The sequence below is a fragment of the Saccharothrix ecbatanensis genome, from assembly GCF_014205015.1.
GTDB lineage: Bacteria > Actinomycetota > Actinomycetes > Mycobacteriales > Pseudonocardiaceae > Actinosynnema > Actinosynnema ecbatanense.
This window is the reverse complement of sequence record NZ_JACHMO010000001.1, coordinates 5853563-5868565: the sequence shown is the minus strand read 5'-3', so window position 1 is coordinate 5868565 and position 15003 is coordinate 5853563. Positions and strand designations below refer to the sequence as shown.

At 72.9% G+C, this 15003-nt stretch carries 14 protein-coding genes and 1 riboswitch; of the genes, 12 read left to right on the top strand and 2 right to left on the bottom strand.

Annotation, left to right across the window (positions count from 1 at the left end; all coding sequences use genetic code 11):
* Window position 1 precedes the first annotated feature (1 nt).
* Both F4560_RS24795 and F4560_RS24790 read left to right on the top strand, forming a co-directional pair.
* Entirely contained in the window at window positions 2–1024 is a 1023-nt protein-coding gene (locus F4560_RS24795) for a M48 family metallopeptidase (RefSeq protein ID WP_184923676.1), read from the top strand.
* Between the two features lie 71 nt (window positions 1025–1095).
* Window positions 1096–1869, top strand: a complete 774-nt coding sequence (locus F4560_RS24790; protein ID WP_184923674.1) for a S1 family peptidase — start codon at window positions 1096–1098, stop codon at window positions 1867–1869.
* A gap of 108 nt (window positions 1870–1977) precedes the next feature.
* Here the strand turns inward: F4560_RS24790 and F4560_RS24785 are convergent, their stop codons facing one another.
* Window positions 1978–2583: a LysE family translocator gene (locus F4560_RS24785; protein ID WP_184923672.1), complete on the bottom strand. Its 606-nt coding sequence runs from the start codon at window positions 2581–2583 to the stop codon at window positions 1978–1980.
* A 177-nt stretch (window positions 2584–2760) separates the two neighbouring features.
* Here F4560_RS24785 and F4560_RS24780 point away from each other — a divergent pair, with 177 nt between their 5' ends.
* Both F4560_RS24780 and F4560_RS24775 read left to right on the top strand, forming a co-directional pair.
* Entirely contained in the window at window positions 2761–3483 is a 723-nt protein-coding gene (locus F4560_RS24780; protein WP_184923670.1) for a S1 family peptidase, read from the top strand.
* A gap of 20 nt (window positions 3484–3503) precedes the next feature.
* Complete coding sequence (locus F4560_RS24775) at window positions 3504–3962, top strand: GNAT family N-acetyltransferase (protein ID WP_184923668.1); 459 nt, start codon at window positions 3504–3506, stop codon at window positions 3960–3962.
* Here the strand turns inward: F4560_RS24775 and F4560_RS24770 are convergent.
* Window positions 3916–5094 carry an 8-amino-7-oxononanoate synthase gene (locus F4560_RS24770; protein WP_312869464.1) on the bottom strand — a complete coding sequence of 393 codons (1179 nt, stop codon included), beginning with the start codon at window positions 5092–5094 and terminating at the stop codon, window positions 3916–3918. The genes F4560_RS24775 and F4560_RS24770 overlap by 47 nt on opposite strands.
* Before the next feature lie 36 nt (window positions 5095–5130).
* On the opposite strand from F4560_RS24770, the gene F4560_RS46275 reads away from it, so the two are divergent.
* The 8 genes from F4560_RS46275 to F4560_RS24730 all read left to right on the top strand — a co-directional run bounded on the left by F4560_RS46275 (window position 5131) and on the right by F4560_RS24730 (window position 14879).
* Window positions 5131–6387, top strand: a complete 1257-nt coding sequence (locus F4560_RS46275; protein ID WP_221483630.1) for a cytochrome P450 — start codon at window positions 5131–5133, stop codon at window positions 6385–6387.
* Window positions 6374–6491: riboswitch (cobalamin riboswitch) on the top strand. It overlaps the preceding gene by 14 nt.
* Before the next feature lie 37 nt (window positions 6492–6528).
* Entirely contained in the window at window positions 6529–8565 is a 2037-nt protein-coding gene (locus tag F4560_RS24760) for a putative cobaltochelatase (protein WP_184923666.1), read from the top strand.
* Between the two features lie 10 nt (window positions 8566–8575).
* Entirely contained in the window at window positions 8576–9190 is a 615-nt protein-coding gene (cobO, locus tag F4560_RS24755; RefSeq protein ID WP_184923664.1) for a cob(I)yrinic acid a,c-diamide adenosyltransferase, read from the top strand.
* Window positions 9187–10560 carry a cobyrinic acid a,c-diamide synthase CobB gene (locus F4560_RS24750; protein WP_184923662.1) on the top strand — a complete coding sequence of 458 codons (1374 nt, stop codon included), beginning with the start codon at window positions 9187–9189 and terminating at the stop codon, window positions 10558–10560. Before cobO ends, F4560_RS24750 begins: the two co-directional genes overlap by 4 nt.
* Before the next feature lie 79 nt (window positions 10561–10639).
* Window positions 10640–11887, top strand: coding sequence for a cobalt-precorrin-4/precorrin-4 C(11)-methyltransferase (locus F4560_RS24745; protein ID WP_184923660.1), 1248 nt, complete (start codon window positions 10640–10642; stop codon window positions 11885–11887).
* Window positions 11877–12731 (top strand): bifunctional cobalt-precorrin-7 (C(5))-methyltransferase/cobalt-precorrin-6B (C(15))-methyltransferase, encoded by an 855-nt coding sequence (locus F4560_RS24740; protein ID WP_184923658.1) that lies wholly within the window; start codon window positions 11877–11879, stop codon window positions 12729–12731. The genes F4560_RS24745 and F4560_RS24740 overlap by 11 nt, the downstream gene beginning before the upstream one ends.
* Before the next feature lie 5 nt (window positions 12732–12736).
* On the top strand, window positions 12737–13987 hold the full coding sequence (locus tag F4560_RS24735) for a cobalamin biosynthesis protein (protein WP_312869864.1): 1251 nt from the start codon (window positions 12737–12739) through the stop codon (window positions 13985–13987).
* 103 nt (window positions 13988–14090) lie between these two features.
* Window positions 14091–14879: a S1 family peptidase gene (locus tag F4560_RS24730; protein WP_184923653.1), complete on the top strand. Its 789-nt coding sequence runs from the start codon at window positions 14091–14093 to the stop codon at window positions 14877–14879.
* Window positions 14880–15003: the final 124 nt, after the last annotated feature.

Here is a 15003-nt window from a genome sequence, read left to right as displayed (position 1 = left end):
GATGAGCAGCGAGGAGATCGAACGGTCGACCGCTCGGGTTCGTTTCCCCGGCATCAGCCCGCGGGCGTACGAGCACCCGGTCGACAGGGGGGCGTTGGCGGTCTTGCGCGCGGTGCCGGGCATCGGCCCGGTGTTGCAGGCGGTGGCGGGCGCGTTCACCGAACGGGGTGAACGCCTGGGTTACCTGGCGTCGAGCGTCAGGGTGGGTCCGAAGCAGTACCCGGAGCTGGACCGGCTCCGGCTGGAGACGGCGGCGACGCTGGACGTCGACCCGGTGCCGGAGCTGTTCGTCAAGCGCGACCCGGTGCCGAACGCCATGACGCTGGGCATCGACAAGCCGTTCATCGTGCTCACCACGGGCCTGATCGAACTGCTGGACGCGGACGGCCTGCGGTTCGCCATCGGCCACGAGATGGGCCACGTGCTGTCCGGCCACGCGCTGTACCAGACGATCCTGCAACGGCTCATGCAGTTGCAGTACGGCCTGGGCTGGATGCCGGTCGGCTACTGGGCGATCCGCGCGGTCATCGCGGCGCTGTGCGAGTGGTACCGCAAGACGGAGCTGACGTGCGACCGCGCCGGCCTGCTGTGCGTGCAGGACCCGGCCGCCGCGCTGCGCGTGCACGTGGCCATGGCGGGCGGCATGGACCTCAGCCAGGTCGACACCACCGAGTTCCTGAAGCAGGCCAAGGAGTACGAGCAGGTCGAGGACGTGCGGGACAGCGTGCTCAAGCTCATCCGGACGTGGCCGCTGACCCACCCGCTCGCGGTCGTGCGTGCGGCCGAGTTGCAGCGGTGGGCGGCAGGCGAGGACTACCGCGCCATCCTCACGGGCGAGTACGCGAAGCGCGAGGACGACCGGCCGACGAGCTCGTTCACCGAGGACATCAAGTCGGCGGCCCGGTCCTACAAGGACTCGGCGGCCCAGTCCGAGGACCCGCTGATCAAGGTGTTCAACGAGTTCGGCGACGTGCTGTCGGGCGCGGCGGACAAGGTGCGCAGCAAGTTCACCGGGGCGAACTAGGCCTGTTGGCCCAGCGGAATCGTCCGTTCTGGCTAACCTCCTCCTGACGCCTTAGATCAGGAGGAGGGGCGATGCGGCTTGCCGCGTTGTTGATGACGATGTTGATGGCTCTCGCGGGCACCGCCACGGCGGACGACACCGCGGTGGGCCGGGTGGTGGACGATCGTGTGGTGGGCGGTGAACGGGTGTCCATCGCGGAGCATCCGTGGGTGGTGTACCTGGCGGACTCCGGTGGCTACCAGTTCTGCGGCGGCACGCTGGTCGCGCCGACCAAGGTGGTCACCGCCGCCCACTGCGCGGCGGGCCGGACACCGCGGAACACGCGGGTCGTGGTGGGCCGCGAGGACAAGAACAGCGACCAGGGCCGGGTCGTCCGGGTGACCGACATCTGGGTGCACTCGGACTACCTGACGGCGGACCAGGGTGCGGACGTCGCGGTGCTGACGTTGCGCGACGCGATGGCGGAACGGCCGCTGCCGCTGGCGGGTCCGCAGGACGAGTCGCTCTACGCGCCGGGCACGCCCGGTCGGGTGCTGGGCTGGGGTCGGACGAGCGAGCAGGGCGCGGTGTCGCGGTACCTGCTTGGAGCGACCGTGCCGGTGATGGCGGACGCCGACTGCGCGGACGTGTACTTGCAGTACGACCCGGCGGAGATGACGTGCGCGGGCTACCCGGAGGGTGGCGTGGACACGTGCCAGGGCGACTCGGGCGGCCCGCTCGTGGCCGGCGGGAAGCTGATCGGCATCACCTCTTGGGGTGAAGGTTGCGCCCGGAGGAACAGGCCTGGCATCTACACCAGGGTGCTCGCCTACGCGGACGCGATCGAGGCGCAACTGGTCGCGTGACAGGCCGGGCAGGCGTGCGGACCCCCGGGCCTCGGGGGCCCGCACGCCCGGTCTCGGATGCTCTCGGAGCCAGGGGTTTTCGAAGCCGACGGTCTCGGGTCTGCGGGGTTACAGCACCAGTCCGACCGACATGGTCACGAACACCGCCGCGCACACCGCGTCCAGCGCCGTCGTCACACCGGGCCGGCGCAACGATCCGGCGACGCGCGCCGCGGCCACCACGATCGTCAGCTCCCACAACGCGGCCAGCCCGAGGAACACGGCGGCCAGCATCCCGAGCTGGTACGGCGGGTCGCCGCCGCCGATGAACTGCGGCAGGAACGCCAGGGAGAACAGCAGCATCTTCGGGTTGGTGATGTTGGTCAGGAACCCCTGCTGGAACGGCCGGGGCGTGACCGCGACCGTCTCGCCCGCCGTGCGCCGCAACAGCCCTCGCGTGATCGACACCGCCAGGTAGAGCAGGTACGCCGCGCCGATCCAGCGCAGCCCGGTCAGCACCGCGGGGTAGCGGGCGATCACCACGCCGAGGCCCGAGATCACCAGCGCCACCTGGATGAAGGCCGCGGTGTGGATGCCGGCCAGCGCCAGCAGGCCGGACCGGATGCCCGAGCGCATCGAGGTGCGCAGCAGGAGGAAGGCGTCCACGCCCGGCGTCAGCACGACCACCGCGCAGGCGATCAGGAACGCCGGCAGCTGCGTGAAGTCCAGGTGCATCGGAAACCTCCCTCGTGATCCGGACAGATCGTCGTGATCCAGCCCACATGCAGTGAAATCTTCGGTGACAACGCATCTTAACAATAGATTTTCCGGTTTCCATACCCTGCTGCCGCGCGCTGGACCGCTCCGCTACCTTCGGTCGTCGTCCAGCCACTCGCCGTAGAAAGGTGCTCCATGCGCATCAGCGCGCCGGTCTTCGCCGTTCTCGTGCTGGTCCTGTCCGCCCTCCCGGCGGACGCGATCGTGGGCGGACGCGAGGCGCCGCCCGAACCGTGGGCGGTGGCCCTGTTCGACGCGGCGGGCAACTTCTTCTGCGGCGGCGCGCTGATCGGCCCCGACAAGGTCGTCACCGCGGCGCACTGCGTGGTGGAGCAGACCGCTCTGGGCTTCCGCGACCGCGTCCCGACCGAGGTGACCGCCGTGGCGGGCCGCGCCGATCTCGACACCGGCACCGGTCGGACCGCCAAGGTCACCGCCGTCTGGCGGCACCCCGAGTTCACCGACGTGTCCGCCGGCCACGACGTGGCGACACTCACCCTCGCCGACGCGCTGCCGTACCGGCCGATCCGCATCGCCGACGCCGCGCCGGGACCGGCGACCGTTTACGGCTGGGGCCGGACCGGCGAACTGGCCCCGCCGAGCCGCAGGCTGCACGAGGTCGAGGTGCCGATCCGCGCCGACGACGAGTGCGCCGCGGACGTCCCCGACTACCGGCCCGGCGGGATGCTCTGCGCGGGTTACCCGGAGGGCGGCAAGGACGCCTGCGCGGGCGACTCCGGCGGCCCGCTCACGGTCGGCGGCGAACTCGTCGGCGTCGTCTCCTACGGTCGCGGCTGCGCCCGGCCGGGCCAACCCGGCGTCTACACCCGGTTGAGCCGGTACCTCGACCGAATCTGAGACTGTGGTACCACAGTGTGGTGCGCTCACACCCGTACCCGGCGACGCTGCGCCGGCAGTGGTCGGCCGACCTGACGCCCACGCAGCTCTACGCCGTGCTCAAGCTGCGCGGCGAGGTGTTCGTGGTCGAGCAGAACTGCGTCTACCCGGAGCTGGACGGGCGTGACCTGGAGCCCGGCACCCGGCACTTCTGGCTGGAATCCGAAGGATCAGGGCAGCCGGAGGCGTACCTGCGGCTGCTGGAGGAACCCGACGGCGGCTACCGCATCGGCCGGGTCTGCACGGCCCGCGCCGCCCGTGGCCGCGGCTACAGCCGTCGGCTGATGGAAGCGGCACTCGCCGAGGTCGGGCGGGCCGAGTGCGTGCTGGACGCCCAGACCTACGTGGCCGACTTCTACGCCTCGTTCGGCTTCGAGCCGCAAGGCGCGGAGTTCATGGACGACGGGATACCGCACCTGCGGATGCGCCGGTCTCCGTGATCACCCGCACGGCGCGTTCGATCTCACCGTCGGACAGGTCGGCGCGCGCCGTGAGCCGCAGGCGGGAGATCCGGTCCGGCACCGACGGCGGCCGGAAGCAGCCGACGACCACGCCCTGAGTGCGGCACGCCTCGGCCCACGCGAACGCAGCCTCGGGCGAGGGCGCCTGGATCGACACGACGGCCGCGGTCGGCGTGCTGACCAGGAAACCCTTCTCCTTCAACCGGAACGCCAGGTCCTGCGCGACGTCCAGCGCCCGCGCCGGACGTTCCGGCTCCTCCCGCAGGATCCTCAACGCGGCCAAGGACGCCGCCACGCTGGCCGGCGCAAGACCGGTGTCGAAGATGAACGTGCGCGCGGTGTCGACCAGATGCCGGATCACCCGGCCCGACCCGAGCACCGCACCGCCCTGCGCGCCGAGCGACTTGGACAGCGTCACCGTGGTCACCACGTCCGGCGCCTTCGCCAGACCCGCCGCGTGCACCGCGCCCCGCCCGCCGTCGCCGACGACACCGAGACCGTGCGCGTCGTCCACGATCAACGCCGCGTCGTGCTCACGGCACACGGCGGACAGCTCCGCGAGGGGCGCGAGGTCGCCGTCCACGGAGAACACCGAGTCGGTCACCACCAGCGCCCGCCGCTTGCCGCGCGTTGCCAGGGCATGCGTCACCTGCGGGACATCGCAGTGCCCGGCGACGACCACATCAGCCTTGGACAGCTTCGTCCCGTCGATCAGCGAAGCGTGGATGTGCTGGTCCGCCACGATCGCCGTGCCCGGACCGGACAGCGCCGTCAACGCCGCCAGGTTCGCCAGGTAGCCCGACGAGAACACCAGCGCCGACTGCGCGCCGCAGAAGTTCGCGAGCTCGTACTCCAGTTCCGTGTGCAGCTCGGTGGACCCGGTGACCAGCCGTGACCCGGTGGAGCCCGCGCCCCAGCGCAAAGTGGCCGCGGCGGCGGCCCCGGTCACCCGCTTGTCCCGGGCCAGACCGAGGTAGTCGTTCGACGCCAGGTCCAGGTCGGTCGAGTCGGCCGGACGAGGCCGGACCCGGCGGGCCAGACCGGCTTTCGCGCGGGCTTCGGCCCGCGTGTCGATCCAGTCGAACACCGACTCACCTGTGCGCACACTCACGCCGGCAGTGTCGCATCCGACGGCTACCGTGCCGGCGTGGACCTCTTCCAGGCCGGGCCGGCCGACCTGCGCTCGCTGCGGGACAGCGCGCCGGTCCACCGCGACGAGCGCACCGGGTTGTGGCTGGTCAGCCGCTACGACGACGTGCGCGCGGTGCTGGCAGACCCGGGCCGGTTCCACCCGGACAACGCGCTGACCGCGGTGACCCCGATCCCGCGCCCGGTGCTGCGGGTCCTCGCGCGCGCCGGGTTCTCGCTGCCCCCGACGCTGGCCAACAACGGCACCGACACCCACGGCGACCTGAGGCGACTGGTCGCCCGCTTCCTCACCCCCGCACGGGTCGCTGCGATGGAGCCACGGATCGCGCGGCTCACCGGGGAACGGCTTGATCGGCTGCGCGGCGGCGAGGTCGACCTGCACCCCGTGCTGGCCCGCGACCTGCCCGCGATCGTGCTCATGGAGGTCATGGGCATCGATGACGTGGACATCGACGCGCTCAAGGCGTGGAGCACGGCGTCGTTGGAACTGTTCTGGGGTGACGTCACCGTGGAGCGGCAGTACGAGCTGGCGAAGCCCGCCGCCGCCTTCCACCAGTGGCTGACCGCGCGGATCAAGGCCGCCGACCCGGCCGGTGACGACCTGTTCGGCGCACTGCGGGCGGACGACGTGCCGATCCGGGACGCCGCCGGCCTCTGCTACTTCCTGCTGATCGCCGGCCAGGAGACGACGACCCAGCTGCTGAGCGCGGCGTTCCACGCGGTGCTGCGGCACGGCGACCTGTGGTCACGGCTGGACGAACCCGGCATGGCCGCCGCGTGCGTCGAAGAGGTGCTGCGACGGGACGCGCCGGTGAACACGTGGCGGCGGATCGCGGCCGAGCCGGTCACCCTCTCCGGCGTCGACATCCCGGCGGGCGCGCCGTTGCTGCTGATGCTCGCCGGCAGCGGCTCGGACCCGGAGGTCTTCCCGGAACCCGAGCGGTTCTGCCCCGCCCGGCCGAACGCCCGCAAACACCTGGCGTTCGGCTACGGCAGGCACTTCTGCCTCGGCGCGGGCTTGGCCCGGCTGGAGGCGGAAGTCGTGCTGCGGGAGACCGCCCGCCGGTTCCCCGACCTCCGGCTCGCCTCGGCCGTGCCGCCGCCGATGCTGGGCCTGCTGTCGTTCCGCGCGCCGTTGAGCGTGCGCGTCCGATTGGGGGAACGCCTCGCCGCCGGTGTGACGACGCTCGCCCCCGGCATCCCGGTCCGGGACTTGGAGCACGCCGGGCGAAGTGCGACGATGCCCAGGCTGTAGAGGGGGTGCGCGAGGAAGCCGGTGCGAATCCGGCACGGTCCCGCCACTGTGACCGGGCCTTGGGATCCGGGAGTCAGGAACTCGACCCCCGACTCATCGAACCGGACACGGGCGTGGACACCCGAGGAAGGACACCGCCGCATGGGCGCGCGTTTCCCCTTTTCCGCTGTCGTCGGACATGACGACCTCCGCACGGCTCTGCTGCTCAACGCCGTGCACCCCGGTATCGGCGGGGTGCTCGTCAGAGGTGAGAAGGGGACCGCGAAGTCGACCGTGGTCCGGGCGCTCGCCGCGCTGCTCCCCGAGCTGGACGTGGTGCCAGGGTGTCGGTTCGGCTGTGATCCGGACGTTCGGACGGACTGCCCGGACGGGCCGCACGGCCACGGCTCGGAACGCCACCCGTCGGAACGCCACCCGTCGGAACGCCGCCCGGCCAGGCTGGTCGAACTGCCCGTCGGCGCGACCGAGGACCGGCTGATCGGCTCGCTGGACCTGGAACGCGCCCTGACCGAGGGCGTCCGCGCCTACCAGCCGGGTCTGCTGGCCGCCGCGCACCGGGGTGTCCTGTACGTGGACGAAGTGAACCTGCTGCACGACCACCTCGTGGACCTGCTGCTGGACGCCGCTGCGATGGGCCGCGCGCACGTCGAGCGCGAGGGCGTGTCCGTGTCGCACGCCGCGTCGTTCCTTCTCGTGGGCACCATGAACCCGGAGGAAGGCGAGCTGCGCCCGCAGCTGCTGGACCGTTTCGGCCTCACGGTCGCGGTTCGCGCTTCACGGGACGTGCCGACCCGCACGGAGGTCGTCCGGCGGCGGTTGGCGTACGAGGCCGACCCCGAGGGGTTCGCCGCCCGGTGGGCCGAGGCGGACGCGGACCTGGCCCGCCGAATCGTCGCCGCGCGGGACCGGCTGAAGGGCGTGACGCTGCCGGACGCGGAGCTGCGCCGCATCGCCGGGATCTGCGCGGCGTTCGAGGTGGACGGGATGCGCGCGGACCTGGTAGTAGCCCGCACCGCCACCGCGCACGCTGCTTGGCGTGGTGCTGAGGAGGTGGCGGAGGAGGACGTGGAGGCGGCCGTCCGGTTGGCGTTGCCGCACCGCAAGCGCCGTGATCCGTTCGACGAGCCGGGGTTGGAGGAGGATCAGCTGAACGATGCGCTCCAGCAGGGCGCGGACGCCGCTCAGGAGCCCGAGGACGGCCCGGAGGGTCCCGAGGACCCGGACGACGACGGCGGCGGCTCATCGCCGCCCAGCGACCCACCACCGCCCGAGTCCACTTCGGACGCTTCGGACACTTCGGACGCTCAAAACCCCAACTCAACCGACCACCCGCCCGCCCCCGCCCCCGCCTCCACTCCCTCCTCCACCCCCGCCCCCGCGTTCCGCGCCCGCTTGTTGCAGGTCCCAGGCGTAGGCGAGGGCGCACCGGGCAAACGCTCACGAGCCCGCGCCCGCACCGGCCGCGTGGTCCGATCGTCCACTATGGACGGCGCAGGCCTGCACCTACTAGGCACCCTCGCCGCAGCCGCCCCCCACCAGTCCGCACGGGGCCGCAGCGGTCCGGGCCTGGAACTGCGCGGCGCCGACCTGCGGCTGTCGGTGCGCGAGGGCAAAGAGGGCAACCTCGTGCTGTTCGTGGTCGACGCATCCGGCTCGATGGCCGCGCGGCAGCGGATGTCGGCGGTGACCGGCGCGGTGATCTCCCTGCTCCGCGACGCCTACCAGCGACGGGACAAGGTCGGCGTAGTGACGTTCCGGGGCCGCGAGGCCCACGTCGCCCTGCCGCCGACGAACTCGGTCGACGCGGCGGCGGCCAGACTGCGCGACCTGCGCACAGGCGGCCGTACCCCGCTCGCCGACGGCCTGCTCCGCGCCCGCCGCGTGCTCGAGACCGAACGCGTCCGCGACCCGCGCCGCCGTGCGCTGCTGGTCCTGCTCACCGACGGCCGTGCCACGGCGACCGGGTCCGGCGGTGACCCGATGCGTGACGCGCTGCGCGCGGCCGGGCTGCTGGCGGCGGACCGGGTGGCGTCCGTCGTGGTCGACTGCGAGCACGGCCCGATCCGGCTCGGCCTGGCCGCACGGGTGGCCGGTGCGATGGAGGCCGCGTGCCTGCGCCTGGAAGAGCTGTCCGCGGACCAGGTCGCCGGCGTCGTGCGCGCCGCACGAGCAGCGTAGGAGCGTCGAAATGCCCCAAGGTCAACCATCCGCCATCCCGAACGACGGCCTCAGCACCCGCCAGCGCCGCAACCGCCCGCTGACCGTGCTGCACACCGGCGAGATGAAGGGCAAGTCGACCGCCGCCTTCGGACTCGCGCTCCGCGGATGGAACCAGGGCTGGTCCGTCGGCGTCTTCCAGTTCGTGAAGTCGGCGAAGTGGAAGGTCGGCGAGGAGTCGGCTTTCCGCGCGCTCGGCCGCCTCCACGACCAGACCGGCGAAGGCGGCCCGGTCGAGTGGCACAAGATGGGCGAGGGCTGGTCCTGGACCCGGAAGCAGGGCACCGAGGACGACCACGCCGCCGCCGCCCGCGAAGGCTGGCAGGAGATCGCCCGCCGCCTCGCCGCCGAACAGCACGGCATGTACGTGCTGGACGAGTTCACCTACCCCCTGCACTGGGGCTGGGTGGACGTGGACGAGGTGGTCGAGACCCTTCGGAACCGGCCCGGCCACCAGCACGTCGTCATCACCGGCCGGCACGCGCCGGACAAGCTCGTCGAAGCCGCCGACCTGGTGGTGGAGATGACCAAGGTCAAGCACCCGATGGACGCGGGCCAGAAGGGGCAGAAGGGGATCGAGTGGTGAACCGGCTGGTGGTCGCCGCGCCCGCGTCGGGCAGCGGCAAGACCACCGTGGCCACCGGCCTGATGGCGGCGCTGCGCCGGGCGGGCGACAAGGTCGCCCCCTTCAAGGTCGGCCCCGACTACATCGACCCCGGCTACCACTCGGTCGCCACCGGCCGTCCGGGCCGCAACCTCGACCCGGTCATGGTCGGCGAGCACCGGGTGGCGAGCCTGTTCGCGCACGGCGCGCGCGGCTGCGACCTGGCCGTGGTGGAAGGCGTGATGGGCCTGTTCGACGGCCGGGTCGACACCGAGGGCATCGGGTCCACCGCGCACGTCGCCAAGCTGCTGTCCGCGCCTGTGCTGTTCGTGGTCGACGCCCGCGGCCAGAGTCGCAGCCTCGCCGCCCTGCTGCACGGCTTCCGCGGCTACGACCCGACCGTGCGGCTCGGCGGCGTGGTGCTGAACCAGGTCGGCTCGGCCCGGCACGAACACGTGCTGCGCGGCGCGTGCGCGGAGGTCGGGCTGGAGGTGCTCGGCGTGCTCCCGCGTGACGCGAAGTTCGCGCTCCCGTCCCGGCACCTGGGTCTGGTCACCGCCGCCGAGCACGGTCCGGCCGCGACCGCCGCCGTGGACGCCATCGCCGACGCGGTCGCCAAGCACGTCGACCTGGACGCGGTGCGCCGGCTCGCCGCCGAAGTTCCCGCGATGGCCGTGCCGACGTGGGATCCGCACGCCGAAGTGGACGTTGTCCCGGGCTCGCCGAGGATCGCCGTCGCGGGCGGCGCCGCGTTCACGTTCGGCTACGCCGAGCAGGTGGAGTTGCTGACGGCGGCGGGCGCGGACGTCGTCGTGGTCGACCCGCTGCGCGACGAGACCCTGCCCGACGGCACCGCCGGTCTCGTGCTGCCCGGCGGTTTTCCCGAGCAGCACGCCGCCGAGCTGTCCGCGAACGAGAAGCTGCGCGCCGCCGTCACCGCTCTCGCACGCGCCGGTGCGCCCGTGCACGCCGAGTGCGGCGGCCTGCTGTACCTGGCGAAGTCCTTGGACGGCGTGCCGATGTGCGGCGTGATCGACGCGGACGGCGCGATGACGTCCCGCCTCACGCTCGGCTACCGCGACGCCGTCGCACCACGGGACTCCGTGCTGGCCCGCGCCGGCTCCCGGATCACCGGGCACGAGTTCCACCGCACCGCGTTGAGCGTCCCGCACGGCGCGCGCCCGGCCTGGCAGTGGCGCGGCCACGACCTGCGCCCGGTGGCCGAGGGATTCGTGGTCGGCCGCGTGCACGCGTCGTACCTGCACACCCATCCGGCGTCGTCACCGGAAGCCGTGACCCGCTTCGTGCGGGCCTGCGCGACCGAGTCCGTGCGCTTCGAGGCCACTCGATAGCGGCCACTCGACAGCGGATCGCGCTCGCGCGGTACGGTCCTTGCCCACCAAGCCGAACACGTCGTGGGGAGCAGTTGTGATGACTGGTCGGGTCTCCTTCGTGGGCGCCGGTCCCGGCGCCGCCGATCTCATCACCGTCCGCGGCGCGAAGCGGATAGCCGAGGCCGACGTCGTGTTGTGGTCGCCCGGTGTCATCGAGGTCGAGTGCGTGCGCGAGCACGCCCGCCCGGACGCCGAGCTGGTCGACTTCTCCCGGGTCACCGAGTCCGAAGTGGCCGAGGTGTACCGGCGCTCGTCGGCGGGCAAGCTGAAGGTCGTGCGGCTGCACGCGGGCGATCCGGCGCTGTGGGGCGGCCTGCGCGACCAGCAGGACGTGTGCCGTCGGCTGGGCCTGGAGATCGACGTGGTGCCCGGCGTGTCCCACATTTCCGCCGCCGCGGCGTCCGTCGGCCGTGAGCTGACCACTTCGGACGTCGCCCAGTCGCTGCTGCTGGCCGGTCCCGAGAGCGCCGAGCACATCAGGGAGTTCGCCGCGCACGGCACCACGATGGCGATCTCCGCGTCGGGCGCGCGCACCGGTCTGCTGGTCGAGCAGTTGCGTGCGGGTGGTTACGCGGACGACACGCCGGTCGTGGTGGCGTACAAGGTTTCCTGGCCGGACGAGACGGTCGCGCAGACCACGCTCGGCGAGCTGGAGGCGTGCGTCAAGGAGCACAAGCTCTACCGCACCACGCTGTTCCTGATCGGCAAGGTGCTCGCGCAGTCCACGCCCCGCCGCCGTGCCGCGGTGGTCGAGGGTGACGAGCCGGTGCGCCGGCCGCGGACGTCGAAGTGGTCCAAGCGGGTCCGGCCGGTCGCGGATGTCCAGCCACTGCTGGATTCCGCACCACTGCCGGACGTCCAGCCACCGTCGGAAAGCCGGCAGTCGGAAAGCCGGCAGTCGCGGGGCGTCCAGCCGTTGACGGAGAGTCGGCCGGACCCGGAGTCGCCGTCGGCGGCGGCGTGGTCGGCGGTGCACGACTGGCAGGAGAGGGCGCGCACCAAGCGTCCCGGGCAGCCGAAGGCGAAGCCCGAGCCGGTCCGCGAGCCGGTGCTGGAACTGGTCGTGGAGGTGCCGGAGCCGGCCCAAAACGAGGCCGCCCCAAGCGAGGTCGCCGAAACCGGGCCGGTGACCGGTGCGCCGCGGCCCGCGGAATCGGAGGCGAAGCCGAAGCCCAAGCCGGTGGTCGCCGCCGCCGCGAAGCCCTCGCCGCCCACCGTGCGGGCGAGCACGACGCCGCGCAAGCCGACCGGATCGCGGACGAAGAAGAACAGGCGTGCCAACTGACATGGACGTCGTCGCGCTGCACCGGTTCGTCACCGAAGCCGGTCGTTCCTGGGCCGAGGTCACCGTGGTGGACGCCGAGGCGGTGGGCCCCCGGCACGCGCTGAACGTGTGCCGGGCGCGGCCCGCGGTCGTGGTGTCCGGCGCCGACCCGGCCGAGCTGGCCCGCGGGCTGGCCGGGTGGCGGCGGACGCTGGTGGTCGAGTCCGCCGCCGGTCTGTCCACTGTGGACCCGGCGGACGCGGTGGCGCGGCCGTGGTCCGAGCCGGGCGCGATCCTGTGCCTGGCGGAGCAGAACTTCGCGCCCGAGGGCGAGGGCTGGGCGTTGCCGGACGACGATTTCGCGCACCGCGAAGGCATGATCGCGGTGGCCGAGGTGCGGGCGCTGGTGCTGGCCCGGCTCGGCCCGCGCCCCGGCGTGCTGATCTGGGACGTGGGCGCGGGCCCCGGCGCGATCGGCGTCGAGTGCGCGCGGCTCGGCGCGGCGGTCGTCGCGGTGGAACGCGACCCGGTGCAGTGCGTGCGGATCATCGCCAACGCCTCCGCGCACGGCGTGGACGTGCGGGTGGTCGAGGCGGAGCTGGCCGACGCGGGCGAGCTGCCCCGGCCGGACGCGGTGTTCGTCGGCGGCGGTGGCCCGGACGTGGTGCGGCGGTGCGTGCGGTCGGGCGCCCGGCGGATCGTGGTGGCGACCCCGGACCTGGACCGCGTGGTGCCCGCACGGGACGCCTTGCTGGAGGCCGGTTACGAGGTCGAGGGCAGCCAGCTGTCCGCCGCCCGGCTGACCGGCGGCACGTTGCTGGCCACCAACCCGGTGACCGTGCTGAACGGAAGGAAGAAGGCTTGATCGGGGTGTTCGCCGCCGGCGGGCGTGGGCGGCGGGCCGCGGTCGAGCTGGCCGGGTTCCTCGGGCCGGACGCGGTGGTGCCGGACGGTCCGGTAAGGCCCGCGTTGCGCGCGTTGTGGCCGCGGCTGGGGTCGGCGGTGTTCTTCCTCGGCACGGAGGCGACCGTGCGGCTCGTCGCGCCGTTGCTGCGTGACGAACGGTCCGACCCGGGCGTGGTGTGCGTGGACGGCGGGTACGCGGTGGCGCTGCTGGGCGGCGCGGACGCGTTGGCCGAACGGGTCGCGGACGTGCTCGGCGTGCGACCGGTGACGACGTCCGCGTCGTCGGACTCGCCGCTGGACGAGCTGGTGGAGCTGCTGGACGCCACCGTGGACGGCGACCTCGTCGGGTGCGGCGCGGCGGTGCGCGCGGGCGAGCCGGTGGTGCTGGCGAACCCGCTCGGCTTCCCGCTGCCCGCCCTGCCGGACAACGTGGTCATGGACGGGCACGGGCCCGCCTGGACGGTGTTGGTGGACGACCGCGTGCCCAAGGGACCGCAGCCGGACGGCCTGGTGCGGATCGTTCCGCGCACGCTCGTCGTCGGCGTCGGATCGAGCACGGGGGTGACGGCGTCGGCCGTGTCGGCGGCGTTGGCGCAGCTGGAGGAGCAGCGCGGGCTGGACCTGCGCGCCGTCCGGGCGTTCGCCACGCTGGACCGCAAGGTCGCCGAGCCCGGTATCGCGGACGCCTTGGAGGACTGGGGTTTCTGGCACGACTCGACCACCGCGCCGCTGCTCGCCTACCCGGGCGAGGAGCTGGCGGTGATCCCGGTGCCGAACCCGGCGGAACTCGCCATCGGCATCCCGAGCGTGGCCGAGGCGGCGGCGTTGCGCGGCGCGGTGCAGCTGTCCGGTGGCGGCCGGGTGGAGATCGCCGCCGAGAAGGTGAAGGGCGAAGGGGTGACGGTCGCCGCCGCACGCGTGCTGCCGCGCGGCCGGTTGGCGCTGGTGGGACTGGGTCCGGGTGACGCGGACGAACGCACACCGCGCGCCGAGGCCGAGCTGCGGCGGGCGTCGGTAGTGGTCGGCAACGCCGAATGCGTGGCACAGGTCCGCCACCTGCTGAGGCCCGGCACACGGGTGCGGACGGACGGCGCGGTGCGGTTGGCCGAAGCGGGCGCGGCGGTGGCGTTCGTGGATTCGGGCGCCGGGCCGGTTGTTGCCGGGCCGATTCACGCCGATGTCGTTCGCGTGACGGGCGTCACTCGTCAACTGTGAAGCCGTCCGCAGCCTTCTAAAGGCCCTTGTCGGGTTCGCCGTCTTGGTCCTAGCTGGGAGTGTGCGCCGCGACACGGCGCATCCCTGCCCTGGAAGGATCGACATGGCGAAAACCCTGCATCGCCTGATCACCTCGTTGGCCGCGGCCGTGGCCGCGATAGCCCTGATGACCGTCGCGCCCGCCTCGGCCGACACGTCCGACACCGGTGTGTCGCCGTACATCGTCGGCGGCTCGCGCGTGTCCACCAGCACCTACCCGTGGGTCGTGTACCTGACCACCAGCACCGGCAGCCAGTTCTGCGGCGGCACGCTCGTCCGCGCGAACAAGGTCGTCACCGCCGCGCACTGCGTGAGCGGGCGCACCGCGTCGAGCACCCGCGTGGTGCACGGCCGCGACGACAAGCAGAGCACGGCGGGCCGCGTCGTCACGGTGAGCCGGATCTGGGTGCACCCCAGCTACCGGACCGCGAGCTCCGGCTACGACGTCGCGGTGCTGACCTTGGGCACCAGCATCTCGTCCACCTACCTGCCGCTGGCCACCCCGTCCGACACGGCCCTGTACGCGGCGGGCACGAGCGCACGGATCTACGGATGGGGCACCACCTGCTCCGGCTGCTCGGCGTCCCGCTACCTGCTCGGCGCGACCGTGCCGGTGACGTCCGACGCCACCTGCAGGACCGCGTACTCGAACTACAGCCCGACCTCGATGGTGTGCGCCGGCTACCCGAACGGTGGCACGGACACCTGCCAGGGTGACTCGGGCGGCCCGCTGGTCGCGGGGGGCAAGCTGATCGGGGCCACGTCGTTCGGCCGCGGCTGCGCGCTCGCCGGCTACCCCGGCGTGTACGCGCGGATCGCCTCGTACTACTCCACGATCACCGCGCAGCTGTAGTCCACGGGACGTGCCCACGACCGGGTGGTTCTCCGGCCGTGGGCACGTCCGAGGCACGTCCCGGGTCCGCTGCCAGTCGTCGCGGGCACGCCCGGATCGAGTTCGCGCCGGACCAGCGGGCACC

What these genes read in the sequence shown, in the direction of transcription:
- F4560_RS24795 (WP_184923676.1), top strand. Translation starts at nt 2, where the DNA reads ATGAGCAGCGAGGAGATCGAACGGTCGACCGCTCGGGTTCGTTTCCCC.
- F4560_RS24790 (WP_184923674.1), top strand. Translation starts at nt 1,096, where the DNA reads ATGCGGCTTGCCGCGTTGTTGATGACGATGTTGATGGCTCTCGCGGGC.
- F4560_RS24785 (WP_184923672.1), bottom strand. Translation starts at nt 2,583, where the DNA reads ATGCACCTGGACTTCACGCAGCTGCCGGCGTTCCTGATCGCCTGCGCG.
- F4560_RS24780 (WP_184923670.1), top strand. Translation starts at nt 2,761, where the DNA reads ATGCGCATCAGCGCGCCGGTCTTCGCCGTTCTCGTGCTGGTCCTGTCC.
- F4560_RS24760 (WP_184923666.1), top strand. Translation starts at nt 6,529, where the DNA reads ATGGGCGCGCGTTTCCCCTTTTCCGCTGTCGTCGGACATGACGACCTC.
- cobO (WP_184923664.1), top strand. Translation starts at nt 8,576, where the DNA reads ATGCCCCAAGGTCAACCATCCGCCATCCCGAACGACGGCCTCAGCACC.
- F4560_RS24745 (WP_184923660.1), top strand. Translation starts at nt 10,640, where the DNA reads ATGACTGGTCGGGTCTCCTTCGTGGGCGCCGGTCCCGGCGCCGCCGAT.
- F4560_RS24730 (WP_184923653.1), top strand. Translation starts at nt 14,091, where the DNA reads ATGGCGAAAACCCTGCATCGCCTGATCACCTCGTTGGCCGCGGCCGTG.